Raw genomic sequence first — 21868 nt, forward strand, 5'->3', positions numbered from 1 at the left:
GTTTCATCGTATCATGATTTTTAAGAAAACACCAATATATTATACCCTTTTTCATCATAGAGTATACTCTTTTCAATTGATTTCATTTGATCTTTATACTGCTCTAATGCGAAAAAAAAACAACTTTTGTCCAATCATTGCTCTCATTTCCTTTTGCCCCATGTTCCCGCACCAGTAAACTTGACAGCGATCTTTTACATGCAGCAGAAAACTATTACATAACCCTCTTAAACATTTTTTCGAGCTCATAGGTGGAAAAATGAATGATGATCGGCCGGCCATGAGGGCAAGTAAATGGATCTGACGCTTTTCTTAGCGATTCTAGCAACGCGAATATTTCTTCATTGTTTAAATATTGATTCGCTTTAATTGATCCTTTGCAGCTCATCATGATGGCTGCATCTTCTCTAAGCTTGTGGATATCCGTCTTTTTTTCATTAAGCACCTGCTGGATCAGCTCTTCAATAATTTCTTTTTCTTCACCTTGCGGAAACCATGTTGGATGAGATCGAATGATATAGGTGTTCGGTCCAAAATTCTCCAAAAACACTCCGACCTCAGCCAGCTCTTCTTTATGCTCTTCGATCACCATGACTTCATCAGAGGAAAAGCTCAGTGTTAGGGGAACAAGCATTTCCTGCACTTCGCTCGCCACTTCCCCAACTTTTTCGCGAAAATATTCATATTTGATTCTTTCTTGGGCAGCATGCTGATCGATTATATATAATCCTTTTTCATTTTGCGCCAAAATGTAAGTGCCGTGCATCTGTCCAATTGGATACATTGGAGGAACTCGGCTTTCATCCAACCTATTATTGTCCGAAACCTTCTCTTCATGTTCTTCGTTGTTATTTGGCAAATACTCTTGTACTTCAGTTTCTCCATCGACAACTTTAGGTTCAGCTATTTTTTCAGAGGAAAAGGATTGTTGCTGCTCTTCATCCGCTCCTCTATGATCAATCGAATACAAATCATCTTCGTTCCATTGATTGTCAGCCGTTTTTGGTTGAAACGTCCATTCTGGATCCTGTTTTTCCTCATTGATCAGATGTTCAAATTGGATCTCCTGCTGCACGTTTACCGGGTGCTCTTTTTTCTTTTTGACTGTATCAGAGGTTGGGATAAGCTCTTTTTTCTTAAATGCATCCTGGATGCCTTTTGCGATGACTTCAAATAATTCCGCTTCTTTGCTGATTCTGACCTCCAGTTTGGCAGGATGAACATTTACGTCCACTAAGATCGGATCCATTTCAATATGAAGATAGACGACCGGAAAACGCCCTATAGGCAGGAGCGTATGGTACCCTTCTTCCACCGCCTTCGTAATGGAATGATTTTTAATAAATCTCCCGTTGATCATCGTAGAAATATAGTTTTTGGATGCTCTTGTCACTTCCGGCAACGATAAATAGCCGCGTATGTCAAAATCAAGCGAACGGAAATGGACTGGAAACATTTTTTTCGCAATGGGAACCCCGTAAATCGCTGCAAGAACTTGCCGTACATCTCCTTTGCCGTTCGTATATAGAAGCCGCCGGCCGTTATGCGTAAATTTAAACGATATGTTTGGATAGCTCAGCGCAAGACGATTGACTATGTCGGTTATTCTCCCAAGCTCCGTATTCAAGCTTTTCATATACTTCAATCGCGCCGGCGTATTGAAAAACAGGTTCGTGACCGTAATGTCCGTTCCTTTTCGACTTGATGCTGTCTCTTTTGCTGTTACCTTCCCGCCGATTAAAGTAATTTTCGTCCCGGGTTTATCCCCAGTGCTAGTTTTCATTTCCAGATGAGAAACGGCGGCAATCGAAGGCAGCGCTTCGCCCCGGAAGCCGAGAGTTCGGATGCGGAATAAATCCGCTTCATCTTTAATTTTGCTTGTTGCATGCCGCTTAAACGCCTTTTCGCAATCATCTGGCTCCATTCCGTCCCCATTGTCCACGACGCGAATTTTGCTCAAACCGCCTTCTTCCGCCTCAATTTCTATCACTGTGCTGTTTGCATCAATCGCATTTTCGACTAGTTCTTTCACAACAGAAGCCGGCCGCTCCACGACTTCCCCAGCGGCAATTTTGTTGGATAAACTAGCATCCATAAGGATGATTTTTCCCATCATCATCACCTATTTCAATTTCTTTTGGATGTCATACAGTGTGTTTAATGCTTCAAGAGGCGTCATATCCAATAGATCTAAGGAAGAAATGATGGAGAGCACCTCTTTTTCCTTTGATGAAAGCTTTTTCCCTGCCGGCTCTTTTTTCTTCTCTGCTATTTCATCGCCGAATAAAGAAAGCTGGCTTGGCTCCGCAGAATACTCGATGCTCGGTTCCACCGAATGCTCGATGACGGATGGTGTATGTTTCTCTTTCTGATTGTCTCCTTCGAGCTTGCTCAATATTTCTTTTGCCCTTTGGATAAGAATTTCAGGAAGCTCCGCAAGCTCAGCAACATGAATTCCGTAGCTTTGATCAGCCGCCCCTTCATCCACTTTATGGAGAAAAACAACCTTTCCGTTTTCCTCTATTGCCTTAACATGGACGTTCTGCACATTTTGCAATTCATCTCCGAGCACGGTTAATTCGTGATAATGGGTCGAGAACAATGTTTTGGCTCCGATGTGGTCGTGAATGTATTCGATTATCGCTTGAGCAAGCGCCATGCCGTCATATGTCGATGTCCCGCGCCCGATTTCGTCAAATAAAATCAAGCTTTGATTCGTGGCATGTACAATCGCATTTTTGGCTTCCAGCATTTCCACCATAAACGTACTTTGCCCTGATACTAAATCGTCAGCCGCTCCAATTCTAGTAAAAATTTGGTCAAAGATCGGCAGAACCGCTTCGCTGGCAGGGACAAAGCAGCCGATTTGCGCCAAAACAGCCGTTAAAGCAATTTGCCGCATGTACGTACTTTTTCCTGACATGTTTGGACCGGTGATTAAAAGAATGTTCCTTCCTTCTTTCATCCAGCAATCATTCGGAACATAGTTTTCGGATTCCATCACTTTTTCTACGACTGGATGACGACCGTCTTTTATGTAAAGCTCGGAGTCGGAAAAGGACGGTTTCGTATAATGTCGTTCTTCGCTGATTACAGCAAAGCATTGCAGGCAGTCAAGCTCGGCAATCTTTTTAGCCAAGAGCTGCAATCTAGGAATATATTGCTTTACTTCGTCGCGAATTTGCACGAACAATTCATACTCAAGATCAACGATTTTTTCTTCCGCTTCTAAAATCAACGCTTCTTTCTCTTTCAGCTCTGGTGTCACATAACGTTCGGCATTGGCCAGCGTCTGTTTCCGTTCATATCTTCCTTCATCCAAAAGATGAAGATTCGCTTTCGTTACTTCAATATAATATCCAAACACTTTGTTGTAGCCGATTTTAAGCGATTTAATTCCTGTCAGCTCTCTTTCTCTTTTTTCCAGCTCTGCTATCCACGTTTTTCCGTTTCTCGCTGCATCTCTGTAGCGATCCAATTCTTCGTTAAATCCGTCCTTAATGATGTTCCCCTCTTTGACTGAAATCGGCGGGTTTTCGATAATCGCTTTTTGAAGCAACTCCTTCAAGCTTTCACAAGGATCAATTTCTTTTTTTATTTGTTTTGAATCAGCAATTCCTAACGAAGCAACGATTGAGCGAATCTCAGGAATTTTTTCAAGCGACTTTTTCAATTGAATCAGATCTCTTGCATTTGCATTTCCGAACGCAATTTTTCCCGACAGTCTTTCTAAGTCGTATACTTCCTTTAGCAATTCCCTTAGTTCTTCTCTTTCGATATAGCGGTCGATCAACATTCCAACGATATTTTGCCGCTTTTCAATTTCTTTTTTGTCAATAAGCGGACGGTCAATCCATTGCTTCAGCAGACGCGCGCCCATAGCTGTTTTCGTCTCATCTAGCAGCCAAAGAAGGGAGCCTTTTTTTCCTTTCGACCGAATCGTCTCGGTCAGCTCCAAATTTCTTTTCGAGTACATATCAATTTTCAAATATTGATTTAATTGATAAAACTCCACCTTTTGCAAATGCTCAAGCGTCCGTTTTTGCGTCCGTTCTAAATAGTTGTATAGCCTTGCAAACGTTATTTTCAGCCGCTGATCTTGCAAATGTCCTGCAATGCTGTCTAATTTTTCAAGATAAGCTGCGTCTTTTTCAATCGAAAATGTCACAGGCTGTCTTTCTAATATCATTTTTTTCAGTTTCTCAGGAAAATCATCTGCCACTACAATCTCTTTCACTTGGCGGGAATAAAGCTCGCCCAAGCAGTCCTCCATTGTGGAGAGAAGGGTGACATATGATTCCCCTGTCGTAATATCTGTCAAAGCTAAGCCGAAAAGCGCTTCAAAGACCGTAACGGAAGCAATATATTGGTTGTCTTTCTCGCCTAGCCCTTTTCCTTCCATTAATGTTCCTGGTGTAATGAGCTGAACGACTTCCCGTTTCACAACACCTTTTGCTTGTTTCGGATCTTCTGTTTGTTCACAAATCGCCACCTTATAGCCCTTTTCAATGAGCTGTTCGATGTAGCTTGAGGCTGAGTGATACGGCACCCCGCACATCGGGATTCTTTCCTCGCCCCCGCCATCACGGCTTGTTAACGTAATTTCCAATTCTTGAGAAGCCTTGATGGCATCCTCAAAAAACATTTCATAAAAATCGCCTAAACGAAAAAATAAAAAGGCATCCTGATAGTCTGCCTTGATGTTTAAATATTGCTGTATCATTGGCGTGTATTGTGCCATGTTCATCCCCCGACTGTATGTAAAAGTTAACATCTTTTATTATAACACAAACTCTTTATTCCGAAAAAAACTTATTCGCTCAAATAACCTATGACAAAACAATAAAACTAAAAAGCACGTACATGATTATTCGCAAATTTGTTTATTGCGTCAACCTTTGACATAAATGTTCATGATTAATGGCGGATTTGTTTATTCCTTTAAACTTTTGACATAAAAAATTAAGAAGCAGGTGCGTGATTATCGCAAATTAGTTTATTCCGCCAAACCTTTGACATAAAAAACAGGAAGCAATGGCACGATTATTCGTAGATTGTTTATTCCGTCAAACATTTGCCGAAAAAACAAGGAACCCAGCGAGCGATTATCGCAAAATTAGTTTTTCCCGTCAAATCTTTGACATAAAAAAACTAGGAAGCAAGGGCACGATTATTCACAGATTTGTTTATTCCGCCAAACCTTTGACATAAAAAAACTAGGAAGCAGCCCTCCTAGTTTTTCATTATTCTTCTGGTTCACCTTCTAAAAGCTCTGGCGTTAAATCTTCTATTTCATCCTCTAAATCCTCTTCCCAATCATCCCATTCCTCATCGGATTCAGACAAGTTGTTAGGATGGACGGAGACGACCACTTTCGTTTCTCCGATGACCTCTGCTAAAAATTCTCTTTCTACTTGAACCACAATGTTTTCGCCGTTTGGAGAAATGGTGACTTCCAGACAATTCGGCTGCTGCAAAACACGGGCAACCACTTCGTTCTCGTCATCTAAATAGTTGTCATCTTTATATCGTAATTTTAACACATCTGTATACTTGACACGCTCTGTAACTACTTCTGTTTTCGTATTTTCATCAAATGAGTACCAAACGTTAATATCATATGTTCCCTCGATTTCAACTGTTTTCCCCCGTTTTTGCGCATCATATTTATGGTTAATAATCCAACCACCCAAAATACTTGCTGGCTTCTTCTCAGGACTAATCGTATGTGTTGCTTGAGTAAACTTTCGACCTTTTGCTACTACCGCTTTCGTTATGATTTCCCTATATTCTGCCATTTGCCAAACCCTCCTCAAAACGATCGTAAAAAGATTTTCGCTAGGACAAGCTCGATATTTTCATAAATCCTTCTAGTTCATTCTATGCATGAGCCTGAAAATATGTACCAAAAATTAAAAAAGACGCTGACGCGTCTTTAAACAAAATGAGGGAGGATTGGCCGAAATCATAGAAATACCGATTGTTCATAAGCTCAAACGGTTTTTATTTTTTCAAAAATAGCTGAGATTAATGGCAAGATCCATGTTTATTCCGAATTTGAGCGCCTGTTTCACCCGTTAACAGATTGCCTCCAGTTGAGCGAATAATTTCATTTGTCACATGGTTTGAAATTGTATTCGCTACTAATTGAAGAAGATCGTTAACTTCAATTTGCGATTCTTTAAATTGCTGGACGATCGGAATTTGATCTAATTCTTCATACAGGCTGTCAATTTGCTCCTCCACTTGTTTGAGAGCTTCATGCTTTCCGAAATGCTGAAAATTGACGGCTTGTTTTTGCAGGCTTTTAATGCTGGCAATCATTTCCCGAACTTTTTGATTTTCGTTAATTTGTTCTTCCGCTTTTTTAAAGAAGTCAACTTGCTCTGTTTCGGCTATCATTTGCGCCAGTTCTTTTGCCTTTTCTAAAATATCGTCTTTCGTATACGCCATTACAATGTCACCCCAATTTGCTCTTCCACCATTTCTCCATCAAGAGTCCAGGTTTTGGCTTTTGTAATTTTCACTTTTACAAGCTGACCAATCGCCGATTTCGGACCTTTAAAGTTAACTAGTTTATTTTTTCTCGTATACCCTGCCAAAATGTCAGGATTGTTTTTGCTCTCGCCTTCAACTAATACCTCAACGACTTTGCCTTCATATTCTTTCATTTTTTGGGCGGAAATTTCGTTGACTAATGCATTTAAACGCTGCAGCCGTTCTTTTTTCACTTCCATCGGGACATTATCTTTCATTTTAGCAGCAGGTGTTCCTTCCCGAGGCGAATAAATGAACGTATAGGCGCTGTCAAAGCCGACTTCTCGATAGAGGGACAGTGTTTCTTCAAACTGTTCATCCGTCTCATTTGGAAAGCCGACAATGATATCAGTCGTTAACGAAACGTTTGGAATCGCCTTTTTAATTTTTTGCACTAATTCTAAATACTGTTCACGCGTATATTTGCGTGCCATCAATTTCAATATTTCCGAGCTGCCTGACTGCACCGGAAGATGGATATGATCGACAAGGTTGCCGCCTTTGGCCAAAACTTCAATTAAACGGTCGTCAAAATCTTTCGGGTGACTTGTGGTAAAACGAATTCTGGCGATATCGATTTTTCGAAGCTCGTCCATTAAATCGCCTAGGCCGTATTTGATATCGTCAAAATCTTTCCCGTAGGCATTTACGTTTTGACCAAGTAATGTGATTTCTTTATACCCTTGCGCTGCAAGGTGGCGAACTTCTTGAATAATATCCTCCGGTCTGCGGCTCCGTTCTTTGCCTCGAGTGTACGGAACAATGCAATACGTGCAAAATTTGTCGCAGCCGTACATAATATTGACCCAAGCTTTAATATTTCCTTTCCGGACTTTCGGAAGGTTTTCAATCACATCGCCTTCTTTTGACCAAACCTCCACGACCATTTCCTTCGACATGTACGCTTCATTCAACAAATGCGGAAGGCGGTGAATGTTGTGTGTTCCAAAAATTAAATCAACATATTGGTACTGCTTTAAAATTTTGTTGACAACAGATTCTTCTTGGGACATGCAGCCACAAACACCTAAGATAAGATCCGGCTTTTCCATTTTGAGCGGCTTCAAATGCCCAATTTCCCCAAATACTTTGTTTTCAGCGTTTTCCCTGATCGCACATGTGTTTAACAAAATAACATCAGCATCTTCTGTGCTGTCAGTCGGCTTATATCCGAGCTGCATAAAAATACCGGCCATCACTTCCGTATCATGTTCATTCATTTGACATCCGTATGTGCGAATATAAAACTTTCTGCCTTCTCCCATTCCTTTTAAATGTTCAGGAATGACAAAATCTTTATGGTATTTCACTTCTTCTTTTCCGCGCTTTTTCGCATCTTTTAAAGAAGGCGGAATGTAAACACGCTCGAAATACTTACTGTAATCCTTCTCGGATTTTTTGTCCGAAGGATTCACAAACGTGGTTGCTAATCGTTGTTTTTCATTCATGGCGCATTACTCCTTCATATTTAAAAGTGTACACTGTTTTATAGTATATCGTGTTAAGTAGCAGAACACAATATTGCACCATTATTTTATAATAAAGACACTTTTTTTAAAATTTTCGATACAAGATTTCTAGAAATAAGCAAAAAGTAGATTTCTTCCTTTAACAATTGAAATCAAAAAAAGAGAGAGGGGAACCCCATAGCCATCAAGTTAAGAATTTGATCTTTTTTCAGCGCCAAAAACATGGTATCCTTTCTAACGAAAATCATCGTTGGAAAGGATTATTTTTTGATGGCAAAAAAGATGAAGGCATGGATAAAAACGATTCGTCAACTCTTCTCCTCTGAAGAACTGACCCGTCTGGCACGGAAAGTCGGATTCATTCAGCGGCAGCGTTCATTAACAGCGGAAGCCTTTCTGACGCTATGTGCTTGGGGAGACGGATCGCTCGCCTGTCAGTCGCTTCAGCGGTTGTGTGCCGATTTGGCGCTCTGGCATGATTGCTCTCTCTCGAATGAAGGACTGAATCAGCGGTTTACGCCTCGTGCCGTGGCGTTTTTAAAAGAGGTCTTTTTTACTCTCCTGATGCATCAACGTCCGGCACTCTCTTCCATCACCGAGACGTATCGCGCTTGTTTCACCCGTCTGCGGATCTTAGACTCTACCAGTTTTTTACTTCCGGCCGACTATGGTGAGGACTATCAAGGTTCGGTTTCATCTGGCGCCAAAATCCAATTTGAGTATGAGCTGTTATCGGGAACCTGTCTTCAGCTGTGCGTCCAACAGGCCAATGATTCCGATGCCCGTTTTGCTTATCATACCCAGCACACGATTTTACCGAATGACCTTTGCATTCGGGATCTGGGGTTTTTTTCACTCGCCACGCTGGCGGAGATCGATGCTCGAGGTGCTTATTATATTACCCGGTTGCGTTCCGATATCAAAGTCTATATCAAACAGGACGGGGAGTGGCACGAATGGGATTGGGAATCGATAGGAAATCGATTGGGCGAGGGGGAAGCCGTGGAAGTGGAACACGTGTATATCGGACACCAACGCCTGTATGTTCCGCGTCTGATTTTTCGCCGTCTCACGGCGGAAGAATGGGAAAAACGGCTGACGTATGTGCGGAAAAAGGAAAAAAAGAAAGGGAAGGCGCTGTCACGCCAAACCCTTGAACAAAAGAAATATCACATCTTACTGACCAATTTACCACAAGAATCGTTTGATGCGCAACAAGTTTATGAGCTGTATTCGCTGCGCTGGCAAGTGGAGCTGTTATTTAAGGGCTGGAAATCCTTATTTGATCTTGACCGTGTCAAAAAGATGAAGAAGGAACGATTCGAATGCCACTTATATGGGACATTGATTGCCATTTTAGTCACGCAGACTCTTCTGTTCCAAGCCCGAAGGTATTGGCATCAACGGGAGGGAATCGAGATCAGTGAATGGAAAGCGCTTAATATCCTCCAATCGTATTGGCATCGGTTTCTTTTGCATCCCCAAGCGATGGAAACCGCCCTTCCATCTCTCCTATCTCTGTTAAGGAAACACGCGAGGAAAGACCGAAGGAAAGGAGAGGAAACGGTATCGGATCTTTTAAAGAAATTGGGGATATGGTAGTGTGGGTCATGGATATAAATGCCAAATAACCCTCTTCTTGAGGGTTATTTGGCATGCCCAGCATTTGGTTTTCTCTTCATCCTTTGATTGATTTTTCGAACATGCGTATCATCCTAAAAAATTTTATACCGCTAACTTGACGGGTATGGAGGGGAACCCCCTCTCCTACATAAACTCTGCTACTAATTCGTCAAATTTTTCTTTGCTAAGTTTCAGTTCAGCTTTTGCAAGCGGCACTTCGCCGAATCCTGGAACAAGCTCTTCATATGGTTTTTGTTCTTTATTTTGATAAATAAGACCTGTTACAAGACCGTTATATTCCATTAACGTTTGCATCGCAAGTTTTTTGTCAGAAGGATCATATCCTTCAATATCTTTCAGCTTTGTTAAATTCTCTTTAAACCAGTCGTATGTGTTCACTTTGTTATAAGTAACGCAAGGACTGAACACGTTGATAAAGGAAAAGCCTTTATGCTGAATTGCTTGTTCGATCAAGGAAGTTAAATCTTTTAAATCTGTCGAAAAGCTTTGCGCAACAAACGTAGCACCTGCTGTTAACGCCAATTCCATTACGGACAGCGGAGATTCAATTGAACCTTGCGGGGTGCTTTTTGTTTTAAAACCGACATCACTTCTTGGGGACGTTTGTCCTTTTGTCAACCCGTAAATTTGGTTGTCCATCACAATATACGTAATGTCGATATTTCTTCTCATCGAATGAATGGTATGCGCCGTACCAATAGCAAACCCATCGCCGTCACCGCCAGCTGCTATGACCGTTAAATCTTGGTTCGCCATTTTTACGCCTTGTGCGATCGGCAGCGCACGACCGTGAATTCCATGGAAGCCGTAAGAATATATATAACCTGAAATCCTTCCTGAGCATCCAATTCCGGAAATGACTGCAAGCTGATGCGGTTCCAAACCGACATTCGCAGCTGCCCTCTGTATAGCTGCTTGAACCGAGAAATCGCCGCAACCCGGACACCAATTCGGTTTGACATTGTTGCGAAAATCTTTAAAAGTGGCCATTTAGAACAACACTCCTTGTTTTGTGAACTCCTTGCTTTGCGTATAAATTTCATTCGGCAGGAACGGGTTTCCGTCATATTTTAATAGAGATTGAATTTTGTCAGCAAATCCGACATTCATTTTTATAAGATTTGCTAATTGTCCTGTTGCATTATGCTCCACAACGATGACTTGTTTGGCCTTTTCAATGAGCGGGCGAATTTCCTCTTTCGGGAATGGATGAATGAGACGGATGTGCGCATGGTTCACTTTCACTCCGTCTTCTTCTAGTCGTTCCATCGCTTCCTCAATGGCCCCTCTTGTCGAAATGTAGCCAATGAACAAAATATCCGGCTCTTCATGCTTGTCATTTTTATGAACTTTATTGTTGAACTCTATTTGTTCTAATTTGCGAAGCCGTTTTTCCATTTGCGCCTTTCTGTTTGCGGCAGCTTCCGAAGGTTTTCCGGTTTCATCGTGCTCAACACCTGTCACATGGTGGATGCCGTTTTTCATTCCAGGAATCACTCGCGGCGATATACCGTCTTCTGTTATTTCATAGCGTTTGAAATACCCTTGATTGCCTGCTTCCGGAACTAATTCTTCATTTAATAGTTTTCCGCGCCGAATTTGGATAGATTCATAGGAAAGAGGTTCAACCGTTTGCTTACCAAGAGAAAGCTGCAAATCAGAAAGTACAATCACAGGGCATTGGTACTCTTCCGCTAAGTTAAACGCCTCAACCGTATCATAAAATGCTTCTTCCACCGTGCTCGGTGCAATAACAATTTTTGGTATCTCTCCATGTGTTCCGTAAATCATAGCCATTAAATCCGATTGCTCCTGCTTAGTTGGAAGTCCAGTGCTCGGACCACCGCGCTGTGTATCAACTATGACTAGCGGAGTTTCCGTCATGCCTGACAGACCGATCGATTCCATCATTAATGATAAACCTGGACCAGCAGAGGAAGTAAATGCCCTAGCGCCGGCATAGTTGGCTCCAATCGCCATTGTGGCTGCAGCGATTTCGTCTTCCGTCTGAATGACAGCTCCTCCTAAATCTGGAAGCTTTTTAATCAAATATTCCATAATTTCCGAAGCGGGAGTAATCGGATAGGCAGCCATAAAGCGTGCACCAGCGGCAATCGCACCTAGAGCGATGGCGTCGTTTCCAATCATGAACATCCGCTTTTGACCATCCGCTTTTTCCAAATAAAGATCTGAACGGTCAAACCCTAATTCTTCTTTTAAATATTGGGCGCCTTTTCTAATCGCCTCCATGTTGTTTAAGACGACTTGTTCGCCTTTTCTTCCGTAAGTGTCTTGTACAACTTCCTGAAATAATGACGGGTCAAGATTCAAAATTGCGCTTGTTGCACCGATTGCAACCATGTTCTTCATTAAAGATGTTCCCAGCTCTGAAGCGATTTCCGTAAAAGGTACTGAATATAAGGAAACATTGCTTCCTTCAGGGATTTTCGGTCCAAACTTTGCATCGGCAAGTATAACTCCGCCGTCCCGCAATTCATGAAAATTAAAATCGATCGTTTCTTGGTCAAAAGCAACAAGAATATCTAAATCATCGCTTATCGTTCGAACTTTCTTCGTGCTGACACGAATTTTATTGTTTGTATGTCCCCCTTTAATTCGTGAAGAAAAGTGGCGGTATCCATATAGGTAATAACCAAGCCGGTTGAGCGTAATTGCAAAGACTTCTCCTGTACTTTCGATTCCTTCTCCTTGCTGCCCACCGACTTTCCATGAGAGTTGGTTTACCATTTCTATGTTACACTCCTTTGGATCTAAAATATCTTTATCATTTCCGGTATTTTAGAGGCCCACTGCCCTGCCGAAAAGTCTATGATGATGAATTATGCTATTTTTAGCCATAATAACCTTGTTCTGGCAGCAAAACCACCATACCTTAAAATTTTTGGGATAATCCTAAACGATTTCAATTTTATCCCTAAATAATCAAAATTACAAGTTTAAATGCTTGTAATGACAAAAAATTTTAAATATTCACCATTCTTTATTTCTGTATAATGAAATTATAATAAAACCGATAAATATTATCAACATTTTAAGCAAAAAACAGTCTGCAACCGAAAAGGAGTGCAGACTGTTTAGCTAATTTATTTAAACATGTTATCTCGGCTCAACAATCAATTTAATGGCTGTTCGTTCTTCACCGTCTATTTGAATATCTGTAAATGCCGGAATACAAATTAAGTCAACACCGCTCGGAGCTACAAATCCTCTTGCTATCGCTACCGCTTTTACAGCTTGATTCAATGCTCCAGCTCCAATCGCTTGAATTTCGGCGGCTCCACGCTCCCTCAGCACCCCTGCTAGCGCTCCGGCGACAGAATTCGGATTAGATTTTGCTGAAACTTTTAATATTTCCATTTCCTAGTTCCCCCTTCATTTTTTACAATGGTTCGTGAAAATTTATTGGAACAAATGCTGTTAGATGCATTGTTCAAAAGACCCATCACCTCTTGAACAATTGGTTCCATCCCATAGTTACTATATTCCCTAAAGTTTGGCAGTATTCCTGCTTATTTTTAATTTTTTTTTATTTAATTTATTCAAAATAAACGTGATCATCATTGATTAATATTCGTTTGATCGATTTCGCTTTGCCGGTTCCTTCCTCAATTTCCACTAATACGGCATTTAATTGTCCTCTGCCTTCATTGATTTCAAACCGAACAGGGAGATTCGTTAAAAATTTTTTTAATACTGCTTCCCTGTCAACTCCTAAAATACCGTCATATGGTCCTGTCATCCCGACATCGGTAATAAATGCCGTTCCTTTATCTAAAATTCTTTCATCGGCAGTTTGAACGTGTGTATGAGTGCCAACCACTGCGGAAACTTTCCCATCCAAATACCAGCCCATCGCTTGTTTTTCGCTCGTTGCTTCCGCATGAAAATCAACAAAAATATATGGAGTTCTTTTCTTCGCTTCTTGAATCAATTCATCCGCTTTCCGAAAAGGGCAATCGATTGCCGGCAAAAATGTTCTTCCCTGGAGGTTTATGACTGCAAGCTCTTTTCCATCCGCTTCCACGTACACGATTCCTTTTCCTGGTGTGCCTTCAGGAAAGTTAGCCGGTCGAACCAACGCTTTTGCTTCATCGATAAATTCAAAAATTTCTTTTTTATCCCAAGTATGGTTGCCCATTGTCACTGCCTGAACTCCCAATGAAAGAAGCTTCTGGTAAATTTTCATAGTTATTCCTTTGCCATGTGCAGAATTTTCACCATTGACAATTGTTACTTCAGGATTATATTTTTTCTTCAGCTTCGGCAAATATTGTTCAACCATTTCTCTCCCTTTTGCTCCTACCACATCGCCCACAAATAAAACTTTCATGATGAATTCCTTTCTAAATGTTTATTATATAGTTTTGCATAAATTGAAAAAAAAATAAAGCGGCACATTTTCATGTACCACTTTATTTGGCATATTCAACCGCACGAGTTTCCCTAATGACGGTCACTTTAATATGTCCAGGGTAGTCAAGCTCTTCTTCGATCCGCTTGCGAATATCTCTTGCTAATCGATGAGCTTCTAAATCATCTATTGCATCCGGTTTTACCATGATGCGAACTTCGCGGCCTGCTTGAATGGCGTACGATTTTTCCACACCTTCAAACGACTCGGAAATTTCCTCCAATTTTTCAAGCCTGCGAATATAATTTTCAAGCGTTTCACTGCGGGCACCCGGCCGTGCTGCCGATAAAGCATCAGCCGCTGCAACTAAAACCGCAATTACCGATGTCGGTTCTTCATCCCCATGATGGGAAGCAATGCTGTTGATGACAACCGGGTGTTCTTTATACTTCGTTGCCAGCTCCACGCCGATTTCAACATGGCTTCCTTCTACTTCGTGGTCAATGGCTTTTCCGATGTCGTGCAGAAGCCCTGCACGTCTTGCAAGGATTTGATCCTCACCTAATTCGGCAGCCATCAATCCGGTTAAAAAGGCAACCTCTATTGAATGCTTCAGCACGTTCTGGCCATAGCTCGTTCGAAATTTCAATCTGCCTAAAATTTTGATCAAATCCGGATGAAGACCGTGAACGCCAACTTCAAATGTCGTTTGTTCTCCGATTTCCCTAATATGCTCGTCCACTTCCCGCCGCGATTTTTCCACCATTTCTTCAATTCGCGCTGGATGAATGCGCCCGTCTTGAACAAGCTTGTCAAGCGCAATTCTTGCTGTTTCACGGCGAATCGGATCAAAGCCTGATAAAATAACCGCTTCCGGTGTATCGTCGATGATGAGGTCGATCCCTGTCAATGTTTCAAGAGTGCGAATATTTCTTCCTTCTCTGCCGATAATTCTGCCTTTCATTTCGTCATTTGGCAAATTCACAACAGAAACGGTCGTTTCAGCCACATGATCTGCTGCACAGCGCTGTATAGCAAGGGAAAGAATTGCCTTTGCTTTTTTGTCTGCTTCTTCTTTCGCCTTTGTTTCTGCTTCTTTCACCATTACAGCAATATCATGAGAAAGTTCCTTTTCCACTCGTTCAAGGATGATTTGTTTCGCCTCATCACGCGATAAACCAGAAATGCGTTCAAGCTCTATTTGTCCTTCTTGCACCATCTTTTCCACTTTGCTTTCCATCTCTTCAATATGCTGTTGTCTTTCATTTAGAGAATCTTCTTTTTTATCTAGCATCGCCTCACGCTTATCTAATGATTCATCTTTTCGATCGAGATTCTCCTCTTTTTGCATTAAACGGTTTTCTTGTTTTTGAAGTTCATTTCTTCTTTCGCGAATTTCTTTTTCTACTTCCAAACGAAGCTTATGAATTTCATCCTTTGCTTCCAGAAGCGCTTCTTTTTTCGTTGCTTCAGCTTCACGCTTAGCATCTTCAAGAATTTGTTCCGCGGCGTTTTTTGCACCCGCTATTTTCGCTTCAGCAATGGATTTTCGAACAAAATAACCAACAACTGCACCGACGATTAGGCCAAGCAAAATGGAGATGATTTCAATGAGTTCCATTCTTTCACCTCCTCTTGCTATGAACTTGTCACAAAGAAAGTGTCGGCATTACACATTTACTCTCCCGATAACATTTTCCAAAAAAATATGTTAAATATATTGCAAAAATGAAAAAATATACATATTCATTTTAAATGTGGGAATAACCCTTGTCAAGTTTTCATCTTGTCGAACAAAGGATGGGGCTTTTTTGATCAAAAAAATAAGACCGGCTACTCCGCCAGCCTTACGCTAAGATGTGCGTACATTATTCATCCAAAAGCTCGAACGTTTCCTGCCCCTCTTGCATAGGTTCATTCTTTTCAAGGCCATATGCCTTGCGAATTTCTTGCTGAATGGCATCGCGAATATCCGGATTTTCGCGCAAAAATTGCTTTGCATTTTCTCTTCCCTGTCCTAAACGCTCCTCTTGGTAAGAATACCACGAACCGCTTTTTTGTATAATATCCAATTCCGTTCCCAGGTCGATGATTTCTCCTTCTTTTGAAATCCCTTCCCCGTACATGATATCAACTTCTGCCGTTCTAAAAGGAGGCGCTACTTTGTTCTTGACAACTTTAATTTTCGTTTTGTTTCCTACCATATCATTTCCTTGTTTCAGCTGTTCAGCTCTGCGCACTTCAAGGCGGACAGATGAGTAAAATTTCAGCGCGCGTCCCCCTGGAGTTGTCTCGGGATTTCCGAACATGACGCCCACTTTTTCCCTTATTTGATTAATAAAAATCGCAATGGTTTTCGACTTGCTGATGGCTCCTGAAAGCTTCCGAAGCGCTTGCGACATAAGACGCGCCTGCAATCCGACATGCGCATCGCCCATTTCGCCTTCAATTTCCGCTTTTGGGACGAGTGCTGCGACCGAGTCAATGACAATGATGTCGACTGCACCGCTGCGAACGAGGGCTTCTGCAATCTCAAGAGCCTGCTCGCCGGTATCGGGCTGCGACAAAAGCAGTTCATCAATATTAACACCTAAATTTTGCGCATAGACAGGGTCGAGCGCATGTTCCGCATCGATGAACGCTGCTTGCCCGCCTAGAGCTTGAACTTCAGCAATGGCATGAAGGGCCACTGTCGTTTTACCGGAGCTTTCCGGTCCATATATTTCAATAATCCGACCTCGAGGATATCCGCCGACGCCAAGAGCTGCATCCAATGCCAGCGATCCGCTTGGAACTGTTGAAACTTTTCGCTCAGCTTGTTCTCCAAGCTTCATTATCGAACCTTTTCCGAATTGTTTTTCAATCTGTTTTAACGCCATTTCCAAGGCAGCTTGACGATCATGATTCAATACAATTTCCTCCTTAAAAAATTGATAGCTTCAAAATAAATATACCGTGTTTTTTCCTGTTTGCCAAGAAAAAAGGGAACATTTATTCGTTTTTTAATTTTCATTATATAAAAATTAAAAAACCGGATGAAGACGCTCATAACCGGTTTTCCATTTCCTTTATTACATTCATTACATAGTAGCAGCCATAATTTGCCGTTCTGTGCCTGATCCCTTCCCGAGTACCGGAAAGATGAAGCTCAAAGACTGCTGTCGGCCGATCATCGAATTGAATGCCGATATAGACAGTCCCAACTTCTTTTCCTTCAGAAGGATCAGGTCCTGCCACTCCCGTAAAGCTGATGCCGATATTGCTGCCGGTCAATTTTTTTATATTTTCCGCCATTTCTTTCGCACATTCAGAGCTAACGGCTCCTTTTGTTTTCAACGTTTCTTCCGACACGCCAAGAACATGCTGCTTCACTTCGTTTGTATAGCAGACAATTCCTCCAAGCACAACATTCGAAGCGCCTGGAAAATGGGTCAGCTGTTCGGAAAAAAGACCGCCCGTCAAACTTTCTGCAGCCGAAATAGTATATTGCTTTTCTTTTAGAAGCTTCATAAGCTGCTCTTGGATCGAAGTTTCACCGTGTCCATAAAAATATCGGCCAACACGGCTTAAAATCTTTTTTTCTGTTTCGTCAATCAGCTTCAGCGCAGTCGACTCATCTTCATGTTTTGCTGTCAGGCGCAATGTTACTTCGCCGTCTTTTGCCAGCGGCGCGATGGTCGGATTTGTTTGCTGATCAATCAGATCCTCTATATCTGTTTCAAGCTGAGATTCGCCGACGCCAAAGAAACGAAGCACACGCGAGATGATTTTTTCTTTTAACCCGTAATGATATTGCAAAAACGGCACACCGTAGTTGATAAACATCGGCTTCATTTCTTTCGGAACACCCGGCATTAGCAAATATATAATTCCGTTCGCCTCTAACGCCATTCCTGGCGCCATTCCGTAATGATTTGGCAAAACAGTAGAACCTTCCAAAACTAATGCTTGTTTCCGATTGTTTTCCGACATTGTCCGTTTCGTCCGTTTAAAAAAATCCTCAATGTTTTTCATCGCCGCCTCGTCGATCACGAGACGTTTATTCAAAATACGTGCAATCGTTTCTTTCGTCAAATCATCTTTTGTCGGGCCGAGCCCGCCGGTAAAAATGATGCAATTCGACCGTTTTTTTGCCGTTTCGATCGTATGCTTGAGCCTCTCAGCATTGTCTCCAACGACCGTATGATAAAAAACATTTACGCCTATTTCGGCAAGCTTTCTTGATATAAATTGGGCGTTTGTGTTGGCGATCTGTCCAAGCAACAGTTCTGAACCGACAGCAATAATTTCAGCATTTACATTCATACATTTTCCTCCACATGGTTATTTCGAATTGACAAACGCGTGTTTATTTTTCATGAAATAGTCCCATCCAGATAAAATGGTAAAAAAGAGCGCAACCCACAAAGCAATGTCTGCAAATGGAAATGAAATCCATTCAAAAGGTATATTATGTAAAAGCAAAGCGGAAATAGCCACAATCTGCGTCCATGTTTTTATTTTGCCGAGCATATTAGCTGCTACGACTTCTCCTTCCCCAGCCAGAACTAAACGCAATCCGGTTACGGCAAATTCACGGCTGATGATCAGAATGACAATCCAAGACGGAGCAGCACCTATTTCCACCAATATGATGAGAGCAGAAGAAACTAGCAATTTATCGGCAAGAGGATCTAAAAACTTTCCTAAATTTGTCACAAGTCCAAGCTTGCGTGCATAATATCCATCAATCCAATCGGTCGTCGAAGCTAAAATAAAAATGAGGGCGCCAACGACATGATTGACAGGAATAACTACTTCACCGACCGACCAATTTCCCCAGTTAAAATCGCCAAGCATCACAATCATAAATATTGGAATTAGCATAATTCTTGATACAGTGATTCGATTAGGCAAATTCATTTTGTACCTCCACTAGCATAAAGTAAGAAAGAATAAGCCATCTCGTACGATGACTTATTCATCCTTGTTATTTAAAATGATAATATCCTGCCGAACCATTTTATTCGGGTCCGTTTCATAAGAAACGGCTTCTCCATTCACTTGAATGGTCGTAAATCGAGCATCGCCTACAACGATTTTTGCTTCTTCTTCCGCTGTTACATCAACCGTTTTCTGCTCATTTTGTCGCATCATTCCTGCAAAAAACGATTTTCCTTTTCCGTTCTTCACTTCTATCCACGAATTCCCATTGGTTGAAATATCGATCACCAATTTGTCCGCATTGGACAATTCATATACGGTTTCTTTCCCTCTTACTTCCTTTACCGTCAATGTTTGCTTCGTTTCATTTTCGGCGTTCTCTTCTTTTTTCTCCTCTTGTTCTGTTTCTTCAACCGAACGGTCTTTTTCATCGTCAATATTATTTTGCTCTTTTTTCTCAGGCTCCACGCCAGAGGTTTCTATTTTGACGGATTTTGTATCGTCCTCCGTCTGAACGCCTTCATCTGTGCTTCCACGCTGGGAAAGCACCCAAACGATAATCGCCACCAAAATAATAACAGCGATGACGGCAAGCTTCGGCAACAGCTCTAAAAATTTGGAAGCCGGCTTTGGAAGCTCTTTATGCGTTTGAACGCGGGACAATTTCTCAGGTATCTCATCATATGTACTTGGTATTTCATTTTTATACTGTTCAAATAAAACATCCGGATCAAGGTCAACCGCTTCCGCGTATTGTTTAATAAACGCACGCACATAAAAATTCCCCGGCATGATCGAGTAGTTTCCTTCCTCAATGCCGATTAAATAGCGCTTTTGAATTTTAGTTATTTCCTGCAAGTCATCGAGTGAGATGTTTTTTTCCAGCCTAGCTTGTCTCAGATGGTTACCTAACTCGGTCAAAACGTACCCACCTTTCTAAAAATCAAATCCATTATAAATTGAGTGGCCAAACGGCTGATGATTATTTTCTACGACGTCATACGTAATTTCTTCATCAGGGTGATGTCTTAGTTCAATAATGTAGTCGAAATCATCCAAAGTATATTCGGAGCTCTGAACGAAAATATCTGGATGCTCCACGACTTTCGTTGCCGAAAGCTGCATCACTTCCCGAACTAATTGCAAATGCTGTTCAGAGCCTCTTTTCATCGTGACGATTCCATCTAAAATAAACACGTTATCTGTCCGGTATTCATCAGCAATCAGCCTTTCCCGGACAGTTTGCTTCAGCATGGTTGAAGAGAGAAAAAGCCATCTTTTATTCGCACAGACGCTCGCCGCTACGATCGATTCTGTTTTTCCGACACGAGGCATTCCACGTATGCCGATTAATTTATGACCGTCTTGTTTAAAGAGCTCGGCCATAAAATCCACAAGAATACCAAGTTCATCGCGAACAAAACGGAACGTCTTTTTATCATCTGCATCCCGTTGAATATAAAATCCATGACGGACAGCAAGACGATCTCTCAGCTTAGGCTGCCGCAATTTTGTCACTGTTATGTTGTCCATCGTATTCAGAATAGATTCAAGCCTTTTAATTTGTTCAATCGTTTCGCAGCGCAGAAGCATCCCGCGGCGCATATCATCAACGCCGTTAATCGTAACGATATTAATGTTCAGCATACCGAGCAAAGATGAAACATCTCCCAGCAGCCCCGGCCGGTTTTTTTGAATTTTATATTCTAAATACCATTCAGTTTTTTCCACCTTCAAAGACCCCCAAATAACACACCTATAAATTTATAATAAATCATTTTAGATAAAGAAGAAAGGATAATTGCAAGGAAAAAAAAAGGCATCTTGGTCATTTCACCAAGTGCCCTAACTTGACAGTAATAAATGAAAAACATCCTAATGAACGCTGTCATTTCGAACAAGTTTCACCATCATGTTGGCGATTGCATGTTGCTCCTCTTTTGAAGCGACACTCCACAGATCGTGAAGAATTTTTTCTTCAGGGTTTTTCGGCTCCACTTGCTTTGCTAAATAATCACCGATTTCATACGCTAAATTGGAAATAACCTCTTGGGACAATCCGCCGCTTTCTGCTTGCTGGAGGCGATCCGCCAAAAAATCTTTCCATTGATTCCAATTTTCCAATACTGACATATGTTCCCCTCCTTTATCGTTTAATCAATTTTTATTTTCCCTTGATCATGCAGTTTTTATACGAAGAGGGAATCAGCAGTACCATCCTCCATTGACAGCAATCACCTGACCTGTAATGTAGGAAGCTTGCTCGCTAATAAGGAATAAAACAACATTCGCGACTTCTTCAGGCTTTCCATTTCTTTCAAGGGGGATGCTGTTTTTAATATCTTCCAATTCTTCAGGAGAGAATCGATCATTCATACTTGTATCGATCATGCCTGGCGCAACGGCGTTGACGCGAATATTGGAAGGCGCTAATTCCTTCGCTAGTGCTTTCACAAAGGAAATTTGCCCCCCTTTTGCCATGGAATACAAAGCTTCACAGCTGGCTCCTGTCTGCCCCCATATAGAGGAGATAAAAAGAATGCTTCCTTTTTGTTTTCTTATCATTCCACTGACTACTTTTTGAGTAATAAAAAAAGGCGACGTGAGATGAAGCTGTATAATTTTTTGATAATCTTCCATCAAAACATCTTGAATCAGTCCGTAGTGGGAAATACCGTTAGCAAAAATAAGAGCATCTATAGAAGATGGAATGTTTTCAAGTAATTGTTCCGTTCCGCTTTCCGATGACAAATCCGCATAAACTGGAATGATCTGATCATATAACTTCATTGCTTCTTTTAACGGTTCAATGTTTCGAAAGTATTGAGCATAAATTTGATATCCTTCTTGAGCCAATTTTTCTACAACCGCTTTTCCGATTCCTCCGCTGGCTCCAGTTACTAACGCTGTTTTCAAGATTTCC

General features: G+C 41.4%; 18 protein-coding genes. 1 reads left to right on the forward strand and 17 read right to left on the reverse strand.

Going from position 1 to position 21868, the window contains the following annotated elements:
- Window positions 1–214 precede the first annotated feature (214 nt).
- The 5 genes from mutL to miaB all read right to left on the reverse strand — a co-directional run bounded on the left by mutL (window position 215) and on the right by miaB (window position 7985).
- On the reverse strand, window positions 215–2113 hold the full coding sequence (mutL, locus tag NSQ44_RS10365) for a DNA mismatch repair endonuclease MutL (RefSeq protein WP_340857003.1): 1899 nt from the start codon (window positions 2111–2113) through the stop codon (window positions 215–217).
- 9 nt (window positions 2114–2122) lie between these two features.
- Window positions 2123–4741: a DNA mismatch repair protein MutS gene (gene mutS, locus NSQ44_RS10370; protein ID WP_340857004.1), complete on the reverse strand. Its 2619-nt coding sequence runs from the start codon at window positions 4739–4741 to the stop codon at window positions 2123–2125.
- A 502-nt stretch (window positions 4742–5243) separates the two neighbouring features.
- Complete coding sequence (gene cotE / locus NSQ44_RS10375) at window positions 5244–5798, reverse strand: outer spore coat protein CotE (protein WP_063386736.1); 555 nt, start codon at window positions 5796–5798, stop codon at window positions 5244–5246.
- Between the two features lie 229 nt (window positions 5799–6027).
- Window positions 6028–6453, reverse strand: a complete 426-nt coding sequence (locus NSQ44_RS10380) for a RicAFT regulatory complex protein RicA family protein (RefSeq protein WP_340857005.1) — start codon at window positions 6451–6453, stop codon at window positions 6028–6030.
- Window positions 6453–7985 carry a tRNA (N6-isopentenyl adenosine(37)-C2)-methylthiotransferase MiaB gene (gene miaB, locus NSQ44_RS10385; protein ID WP_094246007.1) on the reverse strand — a complete coding sequence of 511 codons (1533 nt, stop codon included), beginning with the start codon at window positions 7983–7985 and terminating at the stop codon, window positions 6453–6455. Before miaB ends, NSQ44_RS10380 begins: the two co-directional genes overlap by 1 nt.
- A gap of 291 nt (window positions 7986–8276) precedes the next feature.
- Between miaB and NSQ44_RS10390 the strand changes: the two genes are divergently transcribed.
- Window positions 8277–9608: an IS4 family transposase gene (locus tag NSQ44_RS10390; protein ID WP_044899035.1), complete on the forward strand. Its 1332-nt coding sequence runs from the start codon at window positions 8277–8279 to the stop codon at window positions 9606–9608.
- A 165-nt stretch (window positions 9609–9773) separates the two neighbouring features.
- Here NSQ44_RS10390 and NSQ44_RS10395 read toward each other — a convergent pair whose 3' ends face one another.
- The 12 genes from NSQ44_RS10395 to ymfI form a co-directional block, all read right to left on the reverse strand.
- The gene (locus NSQ44_RS10395) at window positions 9774–10640 is read right to left on the reverse strand and encodes a 2-oxoacid:ferredoxin oxidoreductase subunit beta (RefSeq protein WP_063386733.1); all 867 of its coding nucleotides are present in this window, start codon (window positions 10638–10640) and stop codon (window positions 9774–9776) included.
- Entirely contained in the window at window positions 10641–12398 is a 1758-nt protein-coding gene (locus NSQ44_RS10400) for a 2-oxoacid:acceptor oxidoreductase subunit alpha (protein WP_063386732.1), read from the reverse strand.
- A gap of 369 nt (window positions 12399–12767) precedes the next feature.
- Window positions 12768–13028, reverse strand: coding sequence for a stage V sporulation protein SpoVS (spoVS, locus tag NSQ44_RS10405; RefSeq protein WP_003181955.1), 261 nt, complete (start codon window positions 13026–13028; stop codon window positions 12768–12770).
- A gap of 178 nt (window positions 13029–13206) precedes the next feature.
- Entirely contained in the window at window positions 13207–14001 is a 795-nt protein-coding gene (locus NSQ44_RS10410; protein ID WP_063386731.1) for a TIGR00282 family metallophosphoesterase, read from the reverse strand.
- 82 nt (window positions 14002–14083) lie between these two features.
- Window positions 14084–15643 (reverse strand): ribonuclease Y, encoded by a 1560-nt coding sequence (rny, locus tag NSQ44_RS10415; RefSeq protein ID WP_340857006.1) that lies wholly within the window; start codon window positions 15641–15643, stop codon window positions 14084–14086.
- 247 nt (window positions 15644–15890) lie between these two features.
- Window positions 15891–16931, reverse strand: coding sequence for a recombinase RecA (recA, locus tag NSQ44_RS10420; protein WP_340857007.1), 1041 nt, complete (start codon window positions 16929–16931; stop codon window positions 15891–15893).
- Window positions 16932–17067: 136 nt separating this feature from the next.
- Window positions 17068–18327 (reverse strand): competence/damage-inducible protein A, encoded by a 1260-nt coding sequence (locus NSQ44_RS10425; RefSeq protein WP_340857008.1) that lies wholly within the window; start codon window positions 18325–18327, stop codon window positions 17068–17070.
- 18 nt (window positions 18328–18345) lie between these two features.
- Window positions 18346–18924 carry a CDP-diacylglycerol--glycerol-3-phosphate 3-phosphatidyltransferase gene (gene pgsA, locus NSQ44_RS10430; RefSeq protein WP_327862729.1) on the reverse strand — a complete coding sequence of 193 codons (579 nt, stop codon included), beginning with the start codon at window positions 18922–18924 and terminating at the stop codon, window positions 18346–18348.
- Between the two features lie 54 nt (window positions 18925–18978).
- Complete coding sequence (locus tag NSQ44_RS10435) at window positions 18979–19866, reverse strand: helix-turn-helix domain-containing protein (RefSeq protein ID WP_340857009.1); 888 nt, start codon at window positions 19864–19866, stop codon at window positions 18979–18981.
- 15 nt (window positions 19867–19881) lie between these two features.
- Window positions 19882–20676: a YmfK family protein gene (locus tag NSQ44_RS10440; protein WP_339196472.1), complete on the reverse strand. Its 795-nt coding sequence runs from the start codon at window positions 20674–20676 to the stop codon at window positions 19882–19884.
- Between the two features lie 144 nt (window positions 20677–20820).
- Window positions 20821–21078: a DUF3243 domain-containing protein gene (locus tag NSQ44_RS10445; protein WP_094246011.1), complete on the reverse strand. Its 258-nt coding sequence runs from the start codon at window positions 21076–21078 to the stop codon at window positions 20821–20823.
- Between the two features lie 72 nt (window positions 21079–21150).
- Window positions 21151–21864 carry an elongation factor P 5-aminopentanone reductase gene (gene ymfI, locus NSQ44_RS10450; protein WP_445659532.1) on the reverse strand — a complete coding sequence of 238 codons (714 nt, stop codon included), beginning with the start codon at window positions 21862–21864 and terminating at the stop codon, window positions 21151–21153.
- Window positions 21865–21868 lie beyond the last annotated feature (4 nt).

Origin of the sequence: Aeribacillus sp. FSL M8-0254 (assembly GCF_038008845.1) — a bacterium.
Classification (GTDB): Bacteria; Bacillota; Bacilli; order Bacillales; family Aeribacillaceae; genus Aeribacillus; species Aeribacillus composti.